At 60.1% G+C, this 15,921-nt stretch carries 14 protein-coding genes; 3 read left to right on the top strand and 11 right to left on the bottom strand.

Features of this window, described 5'->3' with window-relative positions:
* Window positions 1-6 precede the first annotated feature (6 nt).
* Window positions 7-918 carry a hypothetical protein gene (locus ACTJK7_RS12210; RefSeq protein ID WP_234420598.1) on the top strand — a complete coding sequence of 304 codons (912 nt, stop codon included), beginning with the start codon at window positions 7-9 and terminating at the stop codon, window positions 916-918.
* Window positions 919-961: 43 nt separating this feature from the next.
* On the opposite strand, the gene ACTJK7_RS12205 is transcribed toward ACTJK7_RS12210, so the two are convergent.
* The 5 genes from ACTJK7_RS12205 to ACTJK7_RS12185 form a co-directional block, all read right to left on the bottom strand.
* On the bottom strand, window positions 962-2,125 hold the full coding sequence (locus ACTJK7_RS12205) for a type III PLP-dependent enzyme (RefSeq protein WP_039769212.1): 1,164 nt from the start codon (window positions 2,123-2,125) through the stop codon (window positions 962-964).
* A gap of 581 nt (window positions 2,126-2,706) precedes the next feature.
* Entirely contained in the window at window positions 2,707-3,861 is a 1,155-nt protein-coding gene (locus ACTJK7_RS12200; protein ID WP_039769215.1) for an osmoprotectant ABC transporter ATP-binding protein OsmV, read from the bottom strand.
* Window positions 3,858-4,511, bottom strand: a complete 654-nt coding sequence (locus tag ACTJK7_RS12195; protein ID WP_007953690.1) for an ABC transporter permease — start codon at window positions 4,509-4,511, stop codon at window positions 3,858-3,860. The genes ACTJK7_RS12200 and ACTJK7_RS12195 overlap by 4 nt, the downstream gene beginning before the upstream one ends.
* Window positions 4,512-4,524: 13 nt before the next feature.
* Window positions 4,525-5,418: a glycine betaine ABC transporter substrate-binding protein gene (locus ACTJK7_RS12190; protein ID WP_440780394.1), complete on the bottom strand. Its 894-nt coding sequence runs from the start codon at window positions 5,416-5,418 to the stop codon at window positions 4,525-4,527.
* Window positions 5,419-5,438: 20 nt separating this feature from the next.
* Entirely contained in the window at window positions 5,439-6,128 is a 690-nt protein-coding gene (locus ACTJK7_RS12185; RefSeq protein WP_170928954.1) for an ABC transporter permease, read from the bottom strand.
* 356 nt (window positions 6,129-6,484) lie between these two features.
* Here ACTJK7_RS12185 and ACTJK7_RS12180 point away from each other — a divergent pair, with 356 nt between their 5' ends.
* Window positions 6,485-8,068, top strand: coding sequence for a peptide chain release factor 3 (locus ACTJK7_RS12180; RefSeq protein WP_323150637.1), 1,584 nt, complete (start codon window positions 6,485-6,487; stop codon window positions 8,066-8,068).
* Between the two features lie 268 nt (window positions 8,069-8,336).
* Window positions 8,337-8,597 (top strand): hypothetical protein, encoded by a 261-nt coding sequence (locus ACTJK7_RS12175; protein ID WP_064384136.1) that lies wholly within the window; start codon window positions 8,337-8,339, stop codon window positions 8,595-8,597.
* 107 nt (window positions 8,598-8,704) lie between these two features.
* Here ACTJK7_RS12175 and ACTJK7_RS12170 read toward each other — a convergent pair whose 3' ends face one another.
* The 6 genes from ACTJK7_RS12170 to ACTJK7_RS12145 all read right to left on the bottom strand — a co-directional run bounded on the left by ACTJK7_RS12170 (window position 8,705) and on the right by ACTJK7_RS12145 (window position 15,776).
* Window positions 8,705-9,685 carry a peptide ABC transporter ATP-binding protein gene (locus ACTJK7_RS12170; RefSeq protein ID WP_007953682.1) on the bottom strand — a complete coding sequence of 327 codons (981 nt, stop codon included), beginning with the start codon at window positions 9,683-9,685 and terminating at the stop codon, window positions 8,705-8,707.
* Window positions 9,685-10,653 (bottom strand): ABC transporter ATP-binding protein, encoded by a 969-nt coding sequence (locus tag ACTJK7_RS12165; protein WP_011332433.1) that lies wholly within the window; start codon window positions 10,651-10,653, stop codon window positions 9,685-9,687. Before ACTJK7_RS12165 ends, ACTJK7_RS12170 begins: the two co-directional genes overlap by 1 nt.
* Before the next feature lie 10 nt (window positions 10,654-10,663).
* Window positions 10,664-11,590 carry an ABC transporter permease subunit gene (locus tag ACTJK7_RS12160; RefSeq protein WP_011332434.1) on the bottom strand — a complete coding sequence of 309 codons (927 nt, stop codon included), beginning with the start codon at window positions 11,588-11,590 and terminating at the stop codon, window positions 10,664-10,666.
* An 11-nt stretch (window positions 11,591-11,601) separates the two neighbouring features.
* On the bottom strand, window positions 11,602-12,612 hold the full coding sequence (locus ACTJK7_RS12155) for an ABC transporter permease subunit (protein ID WP_007953665.1): 1,011 nt from the start codon (window positions 12,610-12,612) through the stop codon (window positions 11,602-11,604).
* A gap of 74 nt (window positions 12,613-12,686) precedes the next feature.
* Entirely contained in the window at window positions 12,687-14,282 is a 1,596-nt protein-coding gene (locus tag ACTJK7_RS12150) for an ABC transporter substrate-binding protein (RefSeq protein WP_085654606.1), read from the bottom strand.
* 78 nt (window positions 14,283-14,360) lie between these two features.
* A complete protein-coding gene (locus tag ACTJK7_RS12145; protein WP_011332436.1) occupies window positions 14,361-15,776 on the bottom strand; it encodes an OprD family porin in 1,416 nt (471 codons plus the stop codon).
* Window positions 15,777-15,921 lie beyond the last annotated feature (145 nt).

Genomic DNA, 15,921 nt, shown 5'->3' with positions numbered 1-15,921 from the left:
GAGGCGGTGGGTGTCGTGCCCACCGTCTCCCGATCAGCCATGAATACATTTGCGTACGAGTTCTGCGCAGCACAACGGCGGACACTGGACCGATATACAAATTTCCTGGGTTCTCTTCACCCTACCTTCAACAACATTCCTTTGGTGTTTGAACGCCGTAGAGCCAGCGGTCATCAACTGGCGGTACTGGCCAGCGATTCGCGTTTGAACAATGCCAGTTTCAATGCGCACTACTTGCAGGAGTTCTGGCAGCGCACCGAAGAGGCTCGACGCTTGTGCAGTACTTACGTCGCGGATCTCGCTGCATTCACTGCCGAAACGCTGGAAATCACCCGCAATACTTCAAGGAATGAGCCTCTCAGTCAGGTGGATTTCAAGTTGTACAGCTTATCCAGGTCGCCGACCTGGAAGTTGTTTCCCCCAACCGATGTCCCGGACCTCGTTCACGAACTGGCGCTTCGGTTTTCCTCGTTGTGGGGCGCGATACGCCAACTGAAATACATCATCGCCGAGGTGCATGACGAGTCATTCGGGCTCAAGTCGGTGTATGGCAGGGCAATGGATCATCGCTCGTGCCAGTGCCATACCCAGCCGACGGTGGTTGAGGAGTTGTTTCGCGAAGCGCGCACGACGCCGGTTTGGGACGTGGCTTATTCGTCCGCGGATCCGCTCGTCAGGGGCGCCGAATACAAAGCTGATATAGCTGCGTTGTTTAACGGATTGGCTTCCGTGATTTCGCAAGTCAGCTTATTTCTCGAGGAAACGGGCTTGTACATCGACACGGTGTTCAATGAGTTATTGAAGGCAGGGCGCGCGTCGAAACTCGGAAAGTTGAATTTCCACCTGGCCGCAACGCAAGAGGGCGCCGATGAGTTCATGACGATGCTCAATCATCTTGAGATCTGGCTGCGCAAATAAAAAAGGCCCATGCATGCATGGGCCTTTTCAGTTGAAGCGTCGTTTACACGTAAAACGACTTCAGCGGCGGAAAGCCATTGAATTCTACGGCGCTGTAGCTGGTGGTGTACGCACCGGTCGACAGCCAGTACAGGCGATCACCGATCGCCAGGTTCAGCGGCAGGCCGTACTTGTAGTTTTCGTACATGATGTCGGCGCTGTCGCAGGTCGGGCCGGCGATCACGACTTCTTCCATCTCGCCTTTCTTCTCGGTCCAGATCGGGAACTTGATCGCTTCGTCCATGGTTTCGATCAGGCCGGAGAACTTGCCCACATCGGTGTAAACCCAACGCTCGACGGCGGTACGGGACTTACGCGCGACCAGCACCACTTCACTGACCAGGATACCGGCGTTGGCGATCAGCGAACGGCCCGGCTCCAGAATGATTTCCGGCAGGTCATCACCGAAGTCTTCCTTCAGGAAGCGGATGATTTCTTCGGCGTAGGTTTCCAGGCTGTTGGTGCGGGTGATGTAGTTGGCCGGGAAGCCGCCGCCCATGTTGATCAGCTTGAGGTGGATGCCGTCTTCTTCCTTCAGGCGTTCGAAGATCACTTTGACCTTGGCGATCGCGGCGTCCCAGACGCTGATGTCGCGCTGTTGCGAACCGACGTGGAACGAGATGCCGTACGGCACCAGGCCCAGGTCGCGGGCGAGGATCAACAGATCCATGGCCATGTCGGTCTGGCAGCCGAATTTGCGCGACAGTGGCCAGTCGGCCGTGGTCGAGCCTTCAGTCAGGATGCGCACATAGACTTTGGCGCCCGGTGCAGCCTTGGCGATGTTGCGCAGGTCGGCTTCGGAGTCGGTGGCGAACAGACGCACGCCCTTCTCGTAGAAGTAGCGAATGTCCTTGGACTTCTTGATGGTGTTGCCGTAGCTGATCTGGTCCGGGCTGACGCCACGGCTCAGCACTTTGTCCAGCTCATAGATCGAGGCGATGTCGAAGCTCGAGCCTTTCTCTTTGAGCAGGTCGATGATCTCGACGGCCGGGTTGGCCTTGACCGCGTAGTAGACCTTGGCGAATTCGAAACCGGCGCGCAGGTCATCGTAGGCCTGGGCGATCATCGCGGTGTCGATCACCACGAACGGGGTTTCCTGTTTGTCGGCGAACGCCTTCATTTTCTGAAAGGTTTCGCGCGCGAAATAGTCTTCGACCTGGATCGACATACTTGGGACTCCTAGTGGCAAACGTCGTTAATCAATGGGTGCAAATGAACGTCCTCCGTATCCCCACTTTGGTTCGCCTACTTCCCAAGGCATGTCGCCGAAAGCAAAAAGGCCATGGGTCGCTGCCCTTGGCCTTGCTGTCTCGTCGTCAGTACTTGAGCCGGATGGATCGTTTCCAGCATGGACGTTCGGCGCGAACTTTAGGGCGTGAGGGGCCTGAGATCAACTAAAAATGTCGCGTTTTTGCACGCTTCTGACGTGCGTCGTGGATATCACTCTTTGTAGCCGACCGAGATGACGGTCAGATGTTCCGCAATAATTTTCAGGTGTTAAAAATACCTGCACGTTCGACGCTGATGTTTGCCAAGTCTCAGATAAGTGCGTTCACTTCAACATCGGCGACGTTGGCGGCGAGAAGGGGAGATGAGGGGGAAGTTGCTGGTTAAGGCTGACATTCGCGGACGGGGTCAGCCTTCTCACGTGTTGATATTTCTTGCCGGCTCTTCGTTGGCAAAAAAATCACGGCTTTCAGGTTCCGGTAGTCGAAAAAAAGGGCTGTCGAACAGCCCTTTTGCTTTTGATCAGGCCACGGCCTCGGCTGGCGACACGATATTGGTCTTCATGCCGCGTGATCGACCCGAACTCAGGTAGGCCGCAATCGACTCCTGGGTAACTTCGCCAAGGAATACCCGCTCGGCATCCATCACCGGCAGCCATGAGCGATTGAACTCGTACATGCGCGACAGCAGGATGCGCAAATGCTCGTCGTATGCCGCCGTGGCGTTGAACTCGCGCAGGAACTGCGCACAGGTGCCGGTCTGACGATGCAGGTCACGACGGCGCACATAACCCAGTGCCTTGTTCTCAGCGTCAGTGACAACGACATAGCGACGGTCATGTTCGTCCATCAACTCCAGCGCATCGGCCACCGGGGTTTCCGGGCTGACTGACGGCGCGTTGTCTGCTGCGTCTTCGGCTTTCACCAGCAGCAGGCGTTTGAGGGTGCTGTCCTGGCCAACGAAGTTGCTGACAAAGTCGTCCGCCGGATGGGCGAGCAGGGTGTCCGGATGGTCGATCTGCAGCAGCTTGCCGGCACGGAAGATCGCGATCTTGTCGCCGAGCTTGATCGCTTCGTCGATGTCGTGGCTGACCATGATCACGGTCTTGTTCAGCGCGCGCTGCATCTCGAAGAATTCGTTCTGGATCATCTCGCGGTTGATCGGGTCGACCGCGCCGAACGGTTCGTCCATCAGCAACAGCGGTGCATCCGCCGCCAGCGCACGGATCACGCCGATCCGTTGCTGCTGACCGCCGGACAGTTCACGCGGGTAACGATGCAGATATTGCTTGGGCTCAAGCTTGATCATGCTCATCAGTTCGCGGGCGCGGTCGTGGCATTTCTGTTTGTCCCAGCCGAGCAGTTTCGGCACCACCACGATGTTCTCTTCGATGGTCATGTTCGGGAACAGACCGATCTGCTGGATCACGTAGCCGATGTTGCGGCGCAGGGTCACTTCGTCGAGGTCGGTGGTGTCTTCGCCGTTGATCAGGATCTTGCCCGAGGTCGGCTTGATCAGGCGGTTGATCATTTTCAGCGTGGTGCTTTTGCCGCAGCCCGATGGCCCGAGGAACACACAGATTTCGCCTTCATTGACGGTCAGGCTTACCGAGTCCACGGCTTTCACATCTTTGCCGTTGCTTTGGAAGGTCTTGCTGAGGTTTTGAAGTTCGATCATTTGAGGAGTCCTTTTGGAGTCAGCGAACGTTGCAGCCACTGCAAAATGAGGTCGGCGAAGATCGCCAGAAGACTGACCAGCAGCGCGCCGACGATGAGCATCGACATGTCGCTGCGGCTGATGGAGGCGAGGATCAGCACGCCGAGACCGCCGGCGCCGATGGTTGCGGCGATGGTCATCACGCCGATGTTCATCACCACGGCGGTGCGCACGCCGGCGAGGATCACCGGCACGGCGATCGGCAACTCCACCATGCGCAGGCGCTGGCCGAAGGTCATGCCGATGCCGCGTGCGGCTTCGCGGATGCCCGGTTCGACGCCGGTCAGGGCGAGGTAGGTGTTGCGCATGATCGGCAGCAGTGAATAAAGGAACACGGCAGTGATCGCCGGCATCGGGCCGAGGCCCTGGCCGAATTTCGAGTAGAACGGCAGCAGCAGGCCGAACAGCGCAATCGACGGCACGGTCAGCAGCACCGTGGCGCTGGCCTGCAAGGGGCCGGCGAGGCTCGGGAAGCGCGTCATCAGGATGCCCAGCGGCACGCCGATGAGGATTGCCAGGCTGACAGCAATGCCGACCAGTGTGATGTGCTGCCAGGTCAGATGCATCACCTGCTGCCAGTCGAGGTGGGAAAAGGCGTTCAAAAATTCCATGACTTTTCCTCCTTTAATTCAGTGGATGCTGGCGCAGGAAATCGGCAGCGACTTTCGACGGGCTCTCGTGATCGACGTCGACCCGCGCGTTGAGCTGGCGCATGGTTTCGTCGTCGAACAGCTCGGCCAGCGGCTTGAGTTGCTCCGCCAGTTGCGGATGCGCATCAAGGTAGGCCTGACGCACCACCGGCGCTGCGGTGTAATCCGGGAAGTAATGCTTGTCGTCTTCCAGCAGCTTCAGGCCGAACGCGTTGAGTCGACCGTCGGTGGTGTAGACCAGACCGGCGAACACCTGGCCGTTACGCAGCGCGGTGTAGACCAGGCCCGCGTCCATCTGCCGGATGTTCTTGCGGGTCAGGTTCATGTCGTAGAGCTTGACCATGCCGTCCAGACCGTCGGAGCGATTGGCGAACTCGGTGTCCAGCGCCACCAGATGATTGGTTTTGGCTTCAGCCTTCAACACGTCGTTCAACTGGCTGATGGTGTGGATCTGCGGATATTCCTCGGCCACTTTTTTCGGCAGAGCGAGGGCATAGGTGTTGCTGAATTTCGACGGTGTCAGCCAGACCAGGCCTTTTTTCGCGTCGAGTTCTTTCACCCGGGCGTAGGACTGTTCGCTGTCGAGTTTTTCGGTGACATGGTTGTAGGCCACCAGCGACACGCCGGTGTATTCCCAGAGCATGTCCAGTTGTCCGGTTTCGTGGGCGCTGCGGGCCAGGTTGCTGCCCAGACCGCCGGTGATCTGCGCGTCGTAGCCTTTGCTGCGCAGGTATTGCGCGGTGATTTCCGCGAGCAGGGTCTGCTCGGTGAATACTCGGGCGCCGAGGCGAATCACCGGTTTGTCGGCGGCTTGGGCGATACCTGCGAAGAGCAGCACGCAGCCCAGAATCAAACTAAGTCTTTTCATAAATATTCCTTCGCAAAGCCTCAAGACGGGCGCAAACCGCGTTCCAGCCAGAGGCGGCTGGCGAGGGTGACCACGCCATCGAGCAGCAGGGCCAGCAGCGCGGTGCACGCGGCGCCGAGCAGCAGTTGCGGCTGATTGTTCAGGGCGATGCCGGGGAAGATCAGGCTGCCAAGGCTGTTGGCGCCGATCAGGAAGGCCAGCGGCGCCGTACCGACGTTGATCGCCAGCGCCACCCGCACACCGCCGACGATGATCGGCACGGCGTTGGGCAACTCGACTTTCCACAGCACCTGGCGCGGAGTCATGCCGATGCCGACGGCGGCTTCTTTCAGCGAGCCCTGGACGTTTTTCAGGCCTTCATAGGTGTTGCGCACAATCGGCAACAGCGAGGCGAGGAACAAAGCGAAGATCGCCGGGCCGCTGCCGATGCCGAGAATCCCCAGGGCAATCGCGAGTACGGCCAGCGGCGGCACGGTGTTGCCGATGTTGAAGATCTGCATGAAGCGTTCGGCGCGGCCAACCATGTGCGGGCGGCTCAGGAAGATGCCGGCGGGAATGCCCACGACCAGGGCGGCCAGCATTGAAGCGAGGACGAGAATCAGATGAGCTTGCAGGTAAAACAACAAATCGTCGCGGTAGTGTTCGATCGTGTTGATGCCGATCCAGTGGATCAGCAGGGCCAGGAGCGCGATCACCACCGCACCTCCCATCAGCCCTTTGCCATAGCGGATAGCCACAGGCGGACTCCTTTTTTTTAGTCGGCGACCGCTGCTCCGTGTGGCATGCCATGCCTGGCTGCCGGAGTCAGTGTTCGCGAGAAGCAGCTTTTTTTCAGCCCGGCAAAAGCGGTCTGAAAGCCAGCCATGAGCGCAGCCTCGTCAGGCTAACTTGCTGATTTTTCAGCCCCTGACGAAATGTCGTTACAGGGGATGGACGTCTCCGTGCTTTAAAAGGTTCCCATCCGAGGCAGCATTTGGCCACCCTTAATGTGCTCAACGGTTCGGTTATTGAATCGAGTTGGGCTATAATCGACGCCCTTTTTTGAATCACCGCCAGGCGATTTCCCATGACCAGACAGGCCGCCGAAGTCGCGAAACGCCGCACTTTCGCCATTATTTCCCACCCCGATGCCGGTAAAACCACCATCACCGAAAAGCTCTTGCTGATGGGCAAGGCGATTGCTGTGGCCGGTACGGTGAAATCCCGTAAATCCGACCGCCACGCGACATCCGACTGGATGGAGATGGAAAAGCAGCGGGGCATCTCGATCACCACGTCGGTCATGCAGTTCCCATATCGCGAACACATGATCAACCTGCTCGACACCCCGGGCCACGAAGACTTCTCCGAAGACACCTACCGCACCCTGACCGCGGTGGACTCGGCCCTGATGGTTCTCGACGGCGGTAAAGGTGTAGAACCACGTACCATCGCCCTGATGGACGTCTGCCGTCTGCGTGACACGCCGATCGTCAGCTTCATCAACAAACTCGACCGTGACATCCGCGACCCGATCGAACTGCTCGACGAAATCGAAGCCGTACTGAAGATCAAGGCTGCGCCGATCACCTGGCCGATCGGTTGCTACCGCGACTTCAAGGGCGTGTACCACCTGGCCGACGACTACATCATTGTCTACACCGCCGGTCACGGTCATGAACGCACCGAAACCAAGATCATCGAGAAGCTCGATTCCGACGAAGCCCGCGCACACCTGGGCGACGAGTACGAGCGTTTCCTCGAACAGCTGGAACTGGTGCAGGGCGCCTGCCACGAGTTCAATCAGCAGGAATTCCTCGACGGCCAACTGACCCCGGTGTTCTTCGGTACTGCATTGGGCAACTTCGGGGTCGACCATGTCCTCGACGCTGTGGTTGACTGGGCCCCGCGCCCGCTGCCGCGCGTAGCCAACGAGCGCACCGTGGAGCCAGTGGAAGAGAAGTTCTCGGGCTTCATCTTCAAGATCCAGGCGAACATGGACCCGAAGCACCGCGACCGCATCGCCTTCATGCGTATCTGCTCCGGCAAGTACGAAAAAGGCATGAAGATGCGCCACGTGCGTACCGGCAAGGACGTGCGCATCGGCGACGCCCTGACATTCTTCTCCTCCGAGCGTGAACAGCTGGAAGAAGCCTACGCCGGCGACATCATCGGTCTGCACAACCACGGCACGATCCAGATCGGCGACACCTTCAGCGAAGGCGAAAGCCTGGGCTTCACCGGTATTCCGCACTTCGCCCCGGAACTGTTCCGCCGCGTACGCCTGCGCGACCCGCTGAAATCCAAGCAACTGCGCCAGGGCCTGCAACAGCTCGCCGAAGAAGGCGCGACCCAGGTGTTCTTCCCGGAGCGCAGCAACGACATCATCCTCGGCGCCGTCGGTGTGCTGCAGTTTGATGTGGTCGCCAGCCGCCTGAAAGAGGAATACAAGGTCGAGTGCTCCTACGAGCCGATCACCGTGTACTCCGCGCGCTGGATCGAATGCGGCGACAAGAAGAAGCTTGAGGAATTCTCCAACAAGGCTGTGGAAAACCTGGCACTGGACGGCGGCGGTCACCTGACCTACCTCGCGCCAACCCGGGTCAACCTGGCCCTGATGGAAGAGCGCTGGCCGGACGTGAAATTCCGTGCGACGCGCGAGCATCACTAAGCGCTGAGTTGCTCCATCCCAAGCCCCCGATGCGCAAGCCTCGGGGGCTTTTTGTTGGCTGCAGAATCAGTTGCTCATCAAGTATTGGAGAGAAGCTACCTCGCTTAGCCGATCCGGTTATGAGTGTTATTCGAAAGCGGTCTGTCCACGCACGGCATTTCCGGGCATGGGTTAGCGTCCTATCTGGTGAACCCGGCGGATCGGAACTAGATTTCAATCAGCGTCAGGTCAGCATGAATTTCTCACCTGGAACAGGATGGACTCGACTATGAAAAACAGGTTGCTACGGGTTTTGCTGCTGTTGAAAGTGATGGTGATGCTGTCCCTCGGCACCGCGACGGCTTGGGCCGAGTGCGAGGATCACGATACCCAGGCCTCCAGCGGGCAGGTGGGGCACAGCGCGCTGATGCTGGCCAAGTCCGAGTCCGAGCCCGGCGATCAGGGCCAGGGCGGCAGCGCCGACGATGACGACTCGACCACCGATGAACCGGACACCGATGATCCGGACGAAGGCGATAGCCAGACGTAGATTCCGGTCAAAAGAAAACCCCTTCTTTCCCGATTGATGCGCAATCGGGGCAGAAGGGGTTTGGTCAACTCATCAACAACCCGCCCCGGGAAACAGGGCGGGTTTTTTCATGCCGCGCCGTCGAGGAACTGCTCGGCGTAGTGGCACGCAACCTGACGCGTATCGAGCTGGCGCAGGGCCGGCTCTTCGCTGCTGCAACGCGCGGTGGCGTATGGGCAGCGCTTGTGGAACGCGCAGCCAGGTGGGGGGTTCAGCGGGTTGGGCAGCTCGCCGACGATCTTGATTTTCGGCTTGTCCGGATCCGGGTGGATGGTCGGGGTCGCGGACAACAGCGCCTGGGTGTACGGGTGCAGAGGACGGGCATAGATGTCGTGCTTCGGACCGATTTCCACCGGGCGACCGAGGTACATCACCATCACGTCATCGGCCACGTGCTGCACCACCGCCAGGTTGTGCGAGATGAACACGTAACCGGTGTTGAACTCCTGCTGCATGTCCATGAACAGGTTCAGCACCTGCGCCTGGATCGACACGTCCAGCGCCGAGGTCGGTTCGTCCGCCACCAGCACTTTCGGTTGCAGCATCATGGCGCGCGCCAGTGCAATACGCTGACGCTGACCACCGGAGAACATGTGCGGATAACGCTGGTAGTGCTCGGGACGCAAGCCGACCTGCTTCATCATCGCCTGGACTTTCTCGCGACGTTCGGCGGCCGACAGGTTGGTGTTGATCAACAGCGGCTCGGCCAGTTGATCACCGATTTTCTGCCGTGGGTTCAGCGATGCGTACGGGCTCTGGAACACCATCTGCACGTCTTTGCGCAGTTGTTTGCGCTGAGCCTTGTCGGCGCCGGCCACTTCCTGCCCGGCGATTTTCAGCGAGCCGGATGACGGCTCTTCGATCAGGGTCAGGGCGCGGGCGAGGGTGGATTTGCCGCAGCCCGATTCACCGACGACGGCAAGGGTCTTGCCGGCTTCCAGCTCGAACGACACGCCGTTCAGGGCGCGCACGGTGGCGTGGCCCTTGAACAGGCCACGGGAGACTTCGTAGTGACGGGTCAGGTCGCGGGCGGTAAGTACGACGGCCATTACGCCACCTCCTGGTTCAACGGATAGAAGCAGCGGGCGAGGCTGTGGCTTTTCGGGTCAAGGGTCGGACGCTGCGCGCGGCAGCTGTCCTGCACGTACGGGCAGCGCGGCGATAGCAGGCAGCCTTGCGGGCGGTCGTAACGGCCGGGAACGATGCCCGGCAGAGTGGCCAGACGCTCGGCACCCTGGCTGTGTTCCGGAATCGCCTTGAGCAGCGCTTCGCTGTACGGGTGGGCCGGGATGTCGAACAGTTGCGGCACCTGACCGACTTCAACGGCTTGACCGGCGTACATCACGCACACGCGCTGAGCGGTTTCGGCTACTACGGCGAGGTCGTGGGTGATCAGCACCAGGCCCATGTTCTGCTCTTTCTGCAACGCCAGCAGCAGATCCATGATCTGCGCCTGGATCGTCACGTCGAGTGCGGTGGTCGGTTCGTCGGCGATCAGCAGCTTCGGTTCGCCGGCAATCGCCATGGCAATTGCCACACGCTGGCTCATGCCGCCGGACAGTTGGTGCGGGTAGGCGTCCATACGACTGGCGGCGCCCGGGATTTCGACTTTTTCCAGCAGTTCGATCGCACGCTTGCGCGCTTGCTTGCCGGACATTTTCAGGTGCAGGCGCAGCACTTCTTCGATCTGGAAACCGACGGTGTAGCTCGGGTTCAGCGCGGTCATCGGGTCCTGGAACACCATCGCCAGGTCTTTGCCGACGATCTGCCGACGCTGGCGGTTGTTCAGCTTGAGCATGTTCTTGCCGTCGAAGCTCAGCGAATCGGCGGTGACGATCCCCGGGTGCTCGATCAGGCCCATCAGCGCCATCATGGTCACGGACTTGCCGGAACCCGACTCGCCCACGATCGCCAGGACTTCGCCCTTGTCGACTTTCAGGTCGAGGCCGTCCACGACCGGGGTGGCGTTCTTGTCGCCGAAGCGAACGTTGAGATTCTTGATTTCTAACAGTGACATGGGAATCTCCTCAGGCGGCGTTCTTGAGTTTCGGGTCCAGCGCATCGCGCAGGCCGTCGCCCATCAAGTTGATTGCCAGCACGCTGAGCAAAATGGTCAAACCAGGCAGACTCACCACCCACCAGGCGCGTTCGATGTAGTCGCGGGCCGAAGCCAGCATGGTGCCCCACTCAGGGGTTGGCGGCTGGACGCCGAGGCCGAGGAAGCCCAGGGCGGCGGCATCGAGGATCGCCGAGGAGAAGCTCAAAGTCGCCTGGACGATCAGCGGCGCCATGCAGTTCGGCAGCACGGTGATGAACATCAGGCGTGGCAGACCTGCACCGGCCAGGCGCGCGGCGGTCACGTAGTCGCGGTTCAGTTCACCCATCACGGCGGCACGGGTCAGACGCACGTAGGACGGCAAGGACACCACGGCAATCGCGATCACGGTGTTGATCAGGCCAGGGCCGAGGATGGCGACGATCGCCACGGCCAGCAGCAGCGATGGCAGGGCCAGCATGATGTCCATCAGACGCATGATGGTCGGGCCGACCACTTTCGGGAAGAAACCGGCGAACAGGCCCAGCAGGATCCCCGGGATCAGCGACATCACCACCGACGACAAACCGATCAGCAGCGACAGGCGCGAACCCTGGATCAGGCGCGACAGCAGGTCGCGACCCAGTTCATCGGTGCCGAGCAGGAACTGCATCTGCCCGCCTTCGAGCCACGCCGGCGGCGTCAGCAGGAAGTCGCGGTATTGCTCGCTCGGGTTATGCGGGGCGACCCACGGCGCGAAGATCGCGCAGAAAATCACCAGCAGCATGAACAGCAGGCCGGCGACGGCGCCCTTGTTCTTGGCGAAGGCCTGCCAGAACTCTTTGTACGGAGACGGGTACAGCAGACTTTGATCCACGGCGGTGGCAGCGGTGGCTACTGAGGAAGTTGGAGTGCTCATGGGTATTGACCTCAGCGCTGATGACGGATGCGTGGGTTGGCAAAGCCGTAGAGGATGTCCACCACGAAGTTGACCAGAATCACCAGGCAGGCGATTAACAGGATGCCGTTTTGCACAACCGGGTAGTCCCGGGCGCCGATGGCTTCGATCAGCCATTTACCGATGCCGGGCCAGGAGAAGATGGTTTCGGTCAGGACCGCACCGGCCAGCAGGGTGCCGACTTGCAGGCCGACCACGGTCAGTACCGGAATCAGCGCGTTGCGCAGGCCGTGCACGAACACCACGCGCGACGGCGACAGGCCTTTGGCCTTGGCGGTGCGGATGTAGTCTTCACGCAGCACTTCGAGCATCGACGAACGGGTCATCCGCGCGATCACCGCCAGCGGAATGGTGCCGAGCACGATGGCCGGCAGGATCAGGTGGTGCAGGGCATCGAGGAAGGCGCCCATATCATCGGCCAGCAGGGTGTCGATCAGCATGAAACCGGTGCGCGGCTCGATGTCGTAGAGCAGGTCGATCCGCCCGGACACCGGGGTCCAGCCCAGGCTCACCGAGAAGAACATGATGAGGATCAGGCCCCACCAGAAAATCGGCATCGAATAACCCGCGAGGGAGATGCCCATCACCCCGTGGTCGAACAGGGATCCTCGCTTGAGGGCCGCGATCACCCCGGCCAGAAGGCCCAGGATGCCGGCGAACAGCAGGGCGGCCATGGACAGTTCCAGGGTCGCCGGGAAGAGGGAGGTGAACTCGGTCCATACGCTCTCACGGGTGCGCAGGGATTCACCGAGGTCGCCGTGGGCCAGTTTGCCAATGTAGTCCAGGTACTGGGCGTACAACGGTTTGTTCAGACCGAGGCGTTCCATTGCCTGAGCGTGCATTTCGGGGTCGACCCGACGTTCGCCCATCATCACTTCCACGGGGTCGCCGGGAATCATGCGAATCAACGCGAAAGTCAGCAAGGTGATGCCGAAAAACGTGGGGATCAATAACCCCAGTCGGCGGGCAATAAAACTAAACATCGTGTGTGGTACCTCATCAGCCGGTTAGGCGTGCCCGGTTTCCCTGGGGTCAGGGAAACCGGGAGTTTTCTTATCTACTTCACCTGGGTGGTGGCGAAGTTATTGGTTGTCAGAGGGCTGATGTGATAACCCTCTACGTTGTTGCGCATTGCGGTGAACATGCGGGTGTGGGCCATGCTGATCCACGGTTGGTCCTGATTGAACAGCACTTGAGCCTGTTCATACAGCCTGGCGCGTTCGGCCGGATCTACTTTAGCCCGTGCTTCGTCGAGCAGGGCCTGGAATTTCTCGTTGCACCAGCGCGCGTAGTTTTCGCCGTTCTTGGCGGCTTCGCAACTGAGCATAGGCGTCAGGAAGTTATCCGGGTCGCCGTTGTCGCCCGCCCATCCGGCCGAGACCATGTCGTGCTCGCCGGCCTTGGCGCGTTTGAGCATCTCGCCCCATTCCATCACGCGGATGTCGATTTTGATCCCGACTTTCGCCAGGTCAGCCTGCATCATCTGCGCGCCGAGCATCGGGTTCGGGTTGGTCGGGCCGCCACCGTTGCGGGTGAACAGGGTGAACGTGGTGCCTTCCGGTACACCGGCTTCCTTGAGCAGGGCGCGGGCCTTGTCGAGGTCACGTGGCGGGTTTTTCAGCTCGTGGTTGTAGCCCAGCAGGGTCGGCGGATACGGGTTGACCGCCACGCTGGCGTTGCCTTTGCCGAACAGGGCGTTGACGTAGGCTTCCTTGTCGAAGGCGATGTCGATCGCTTTGCGCACCCGCACGTCGCTGATGTACTTGTGCTGGGTGTTCATGGCGACGTAGGAGACGGTCATCGCATCCAGTTCGTCGACTTTCAGGTTGCTGTCTTTCTTGATGCTCGGGATGTCATCCGGTTTCGGGTACAGCGCGATCTGGCACTCGTTGGCCTTGAGTTTCTGCAAGCGCACGTTGTTGTCGGTGGCGATCGCCAGGATCAGCGCGTCAGCCGGCGGCTTGCCACGGAAATAGTCCGGGTTGGCCTTGAAGCGCACCTGGGCGTCTTTGTTGTAGCGCTGGAAGATGAACGGCCCGGTGCCGACCGGCTTGTTGTTCAGGTCACCGGTCTTGTTGGCCTTGAGCAACTGGTCGGCGTATTCGGCCGGGTAGATCGAGGAGAACGCCATGGCGATGTCGGCCAGGAACGGCGCTTCGCGGCGGGTCAGGGTGAACTTGACGGTGTTGTCGTCGACTTTCTCGACGCTTTTGAGCAGTTCCTTGAAGCCCATGCTTTCAAAGTACGGGAAGCCCACGCTCGACAGCTTGTGCCACGGATGATTCGGGTCCAGCTGACGCTGGAAACTCCAGACCACGTCGTCGGCGTTCATGTCGCGGGTCGGCTTGAAATATTCGGTGGTGTGAAACTTGACGCCTTTGCGCAGGTGGAACGTGTAGGTCAGGCCGTCTTCGCTGATGTCCCACGACTCGGCCAGCGCCGGAATCACTTCGGTGGTGCCGGGCTTGAAGTCCGCCAGACGGTTGAAGATGGTTTCGGCCACCGCGTCGGCAGTGACTGCAGTCGTGTACTGGACCATATCGAAGCCTTCCGGACTGGCTTCGGTGCAGACCACCAAGGGTTTGGCCGAGACGCCGACAGCGACACTCAGCAACGCAGCCGCGATGGCCGCACGTAGGGGAAGCATTTTCATCAAGAACCCTCTGCAATCGGTTGAAGACAAAAAGCCGAACGGCCGACTCGTCACTGAGTCAGCCGTCGGCTGGCGTTTTTACAGGATGTTGAACGGAACGGTGGTCACCAGACGGAATTCGTTGATGCTGCCGTCAGCCTGGTTTTCGCTGGCGCGGTGCGCGGTGTAGGTCGCACGAACGGTAGTGGCTTTCAGAGGACCGCTCTGTACGGCATAAGAGGCGCCGATGCCGTATTCATAGTGGTGTTCGCCGTCCATCGACTGCACGCCGTCGTAGCCGCCACCCTTGTAGTGAGTGCCGTCGATGCCCCAGCCGCGGGCCTGGTAGATGTTGAACTTCAAGCCTGGCACGCCGTATTCGGCCATGTTCAGACCGTAGGCCACCTGGAAGGATTTCTCGTTCGGGCCGTTGAAGTCCGACAGCAGGGAGTTGGCCAGGTAGATGCCGTTGGTTTCGTGCAGGTAGTCGAAGTACTCGTTACCGTTCACTTCCTGGTAGGAGAAGGTCAGGGTATGCGCCTGGTGGGTCAGACCGAACGACAGGGAGTAGGTGTCGTTGTCGATTTCACCGAGTTTTTTCTTACCTTCGTCCACGGTCTTGTAGTAGTTCAGACCGGTGGTCAGAGCCAGAACCGAGCTGTCACCCAGCACGTGGGTGGCGCCGAAGTAGTACTGGTTCCACAGGTCTTCGGCCTGGGTGCCCCACAGGCTGGTGGTCAGGCTGGCGAACGGCTGATACGAGATGCCGCCGGTGTGAACGTGGTCGGCTTCGGCATCGATCGCGCCGTATTCGGAGCGGAATTTGCTCAGGCTTTCTTCGGTACGCGGCGAAACGCGGTCGAACGAGGCCAGGTCGAAGGACAGGTTGTTCAGCTCTTCGCTGTGGATCGCGATACCTTCGAAGCTCGATGGCAGCGGACGGTTGCCGATCACGTCGACCTGCGGGCTGCTGAAGTTCATGCGGCCGGCGGTCAGGGTGGTGTTGGAGATACGCGCCTTGACGTTGGCCAGGCCGACTTTGCTCCACTGGCCCTGGGCTTCGCCGCCTTCACGGGTCAGGGTACGGTTGTTGCCCGCGCCTGGACGGGTGCCCGGTGCGCCACCGTTGTTGGACGCCAGGTTCTCGCGGTCACGCTCCAGCGCAATGGCGTTGTACGCCGCCACTTCGGTGCTGAAACCGACGGTGCCCTCGGTGAAGCCCGAGTTGTACTTGACGATGGTGCCCTGCACCCAGTTGATACGGCGGTCGGTCGGAGTGGCCACGCCATCCTTGCGATAGGTGAACTTGCCGCCGCGTTTCAGTTGTTCGTTGGCGTACCAGTTACGGGTCGAGCCGCTGATCGACTGACCTTCGAGGAAGCCGGTGGCTTCAGCCTGGGCGCTCTTCTCGTTGACGGTCACCGGAGTGAACGCCTGGCTTTGGGTTTCCGCGTAAGCCGTGGCGGTGATGCTGCTGATGGCCAGGGCCAGTATCGCGGTATTGCTCAGTTTCATGGGTGAAGCTCCTTTACTTTCTTTTTATGCCGGCTTTTTTGGGTTGGCCGGTTATTGGTTTAGAACTCATTCACACATCGCAAACGTTTGCAAAAGGCCTGATTGGCGAATTTCGGCAAAGCGCTTGCGTGAGGGGGTAGACGGC

Origin of the sequence: Pseudomonas sp. 22085 (assembly GCF_052045815.1) — a bacterium.
GTDB lineage: Bacteria > Pseudomonadota > Gammaproteobacteria > Pseudomonadales > Pseudomonadaceae > Aquipseudomonas > Aquipseudomonas glycinae.
The sequence above is the reverse complement of the archived record's forward strand: the minus strand, read 5'-3'. Positions and strand labels throughout refer to the sequence as shown.

Coding starts and splice junctions, on each gene's coding strand:
- ACTJK7_RS12205 (WP_039769212.1), bottom strand. CDS start 2,125: ATGTCGATCCAGGTCGAAGACTATTTCGCGCGCGAAACCTTTCAGAAA.
- ACTJK7_RS12200 (WP_039769215.1), bottom strand. CDS start 3,861: ATGATCGAACTTCAAAACCTCAGCAAGACCTTCCAAAGCAACGGCAAA.
- ACTJK7_RS12195 (WP_007953690.1), bottom strand. CDS start 4,511: ATGGAATTTTTGAACGCCTTTTCCCACCTCGACTGGCAGCAGGTGATG.
- ACTJK7_RS12190 (WP_440780394.1), bottom strand. CDS start 5,418: ATGAAAAGACTTAGTTTGATTCTGGGCTGCGTGCTGCTCTTCGCAGGT.
- ACTJK7_RS12185 (WP_170928954.1), bottom strand. CDS start 6,128: ATGGGAGGTGCGGTGGTGATCGCGCTCCTGGCCCTGCTGATCCACTGG.
- ACTJK7_RS12180 (WP_323150637.1), top strand. CDS start 6,485: ATGACCAGACAGGCCGCCGAAGTCGCGAAACGCCGCACTTTCGCCATT.
- ACTJK7_RS12175 (WP_064384136.1), top strand. CDS start 8,337: ATGAAAAACAGGTTGCTACGGGTTTTGCTGCTGTTGAAAGTGATGGTG.
- ACTJK7_RS12170 (WP_007953682.1), bottom strand. CDS start 9,685: ATGGCCGTCGTACTTACCGCCCGCGACCTGACCCGTCACTACGAAGTC.
- ACTJK7_RS12165 (WP_011332433.1), bottom strand. CDS start 10,653: ATGTCACTGTTAGAAATCAAGAATCTCAACGTTCGCTTCGGCGACAAG.
- ACTJK7_RS12160 (WP_011332434.1), bottom strand. CDS start 11,590: ATGAGCACTCCAACTTCCTCAGTAGCCACCGCTGCCACCGCCGTGGAT.
- ACTJK7_RS12155 (WP_007953665.1), bottom strand. CDS start 12,612: ATGTTTAGTTTTATTGCCCGCCGACTGGGGTTATTGATCCCCACGTTT.
- ACTJK7_RS12150 (WP_085654606.1), bottom strand. CDS start 14,282: ATGAAAATGCTTCCCCTACGTGCGGCCATCGCGGCTGCGTTGCTGAGT.
- ACTJK7_RS12145 (WP_011332436.1), bottom strand. CDS start 15,776: ATGAAACTGAGCAATACCGCGATACTGGCCCTGGCCATCAGCAGCATC.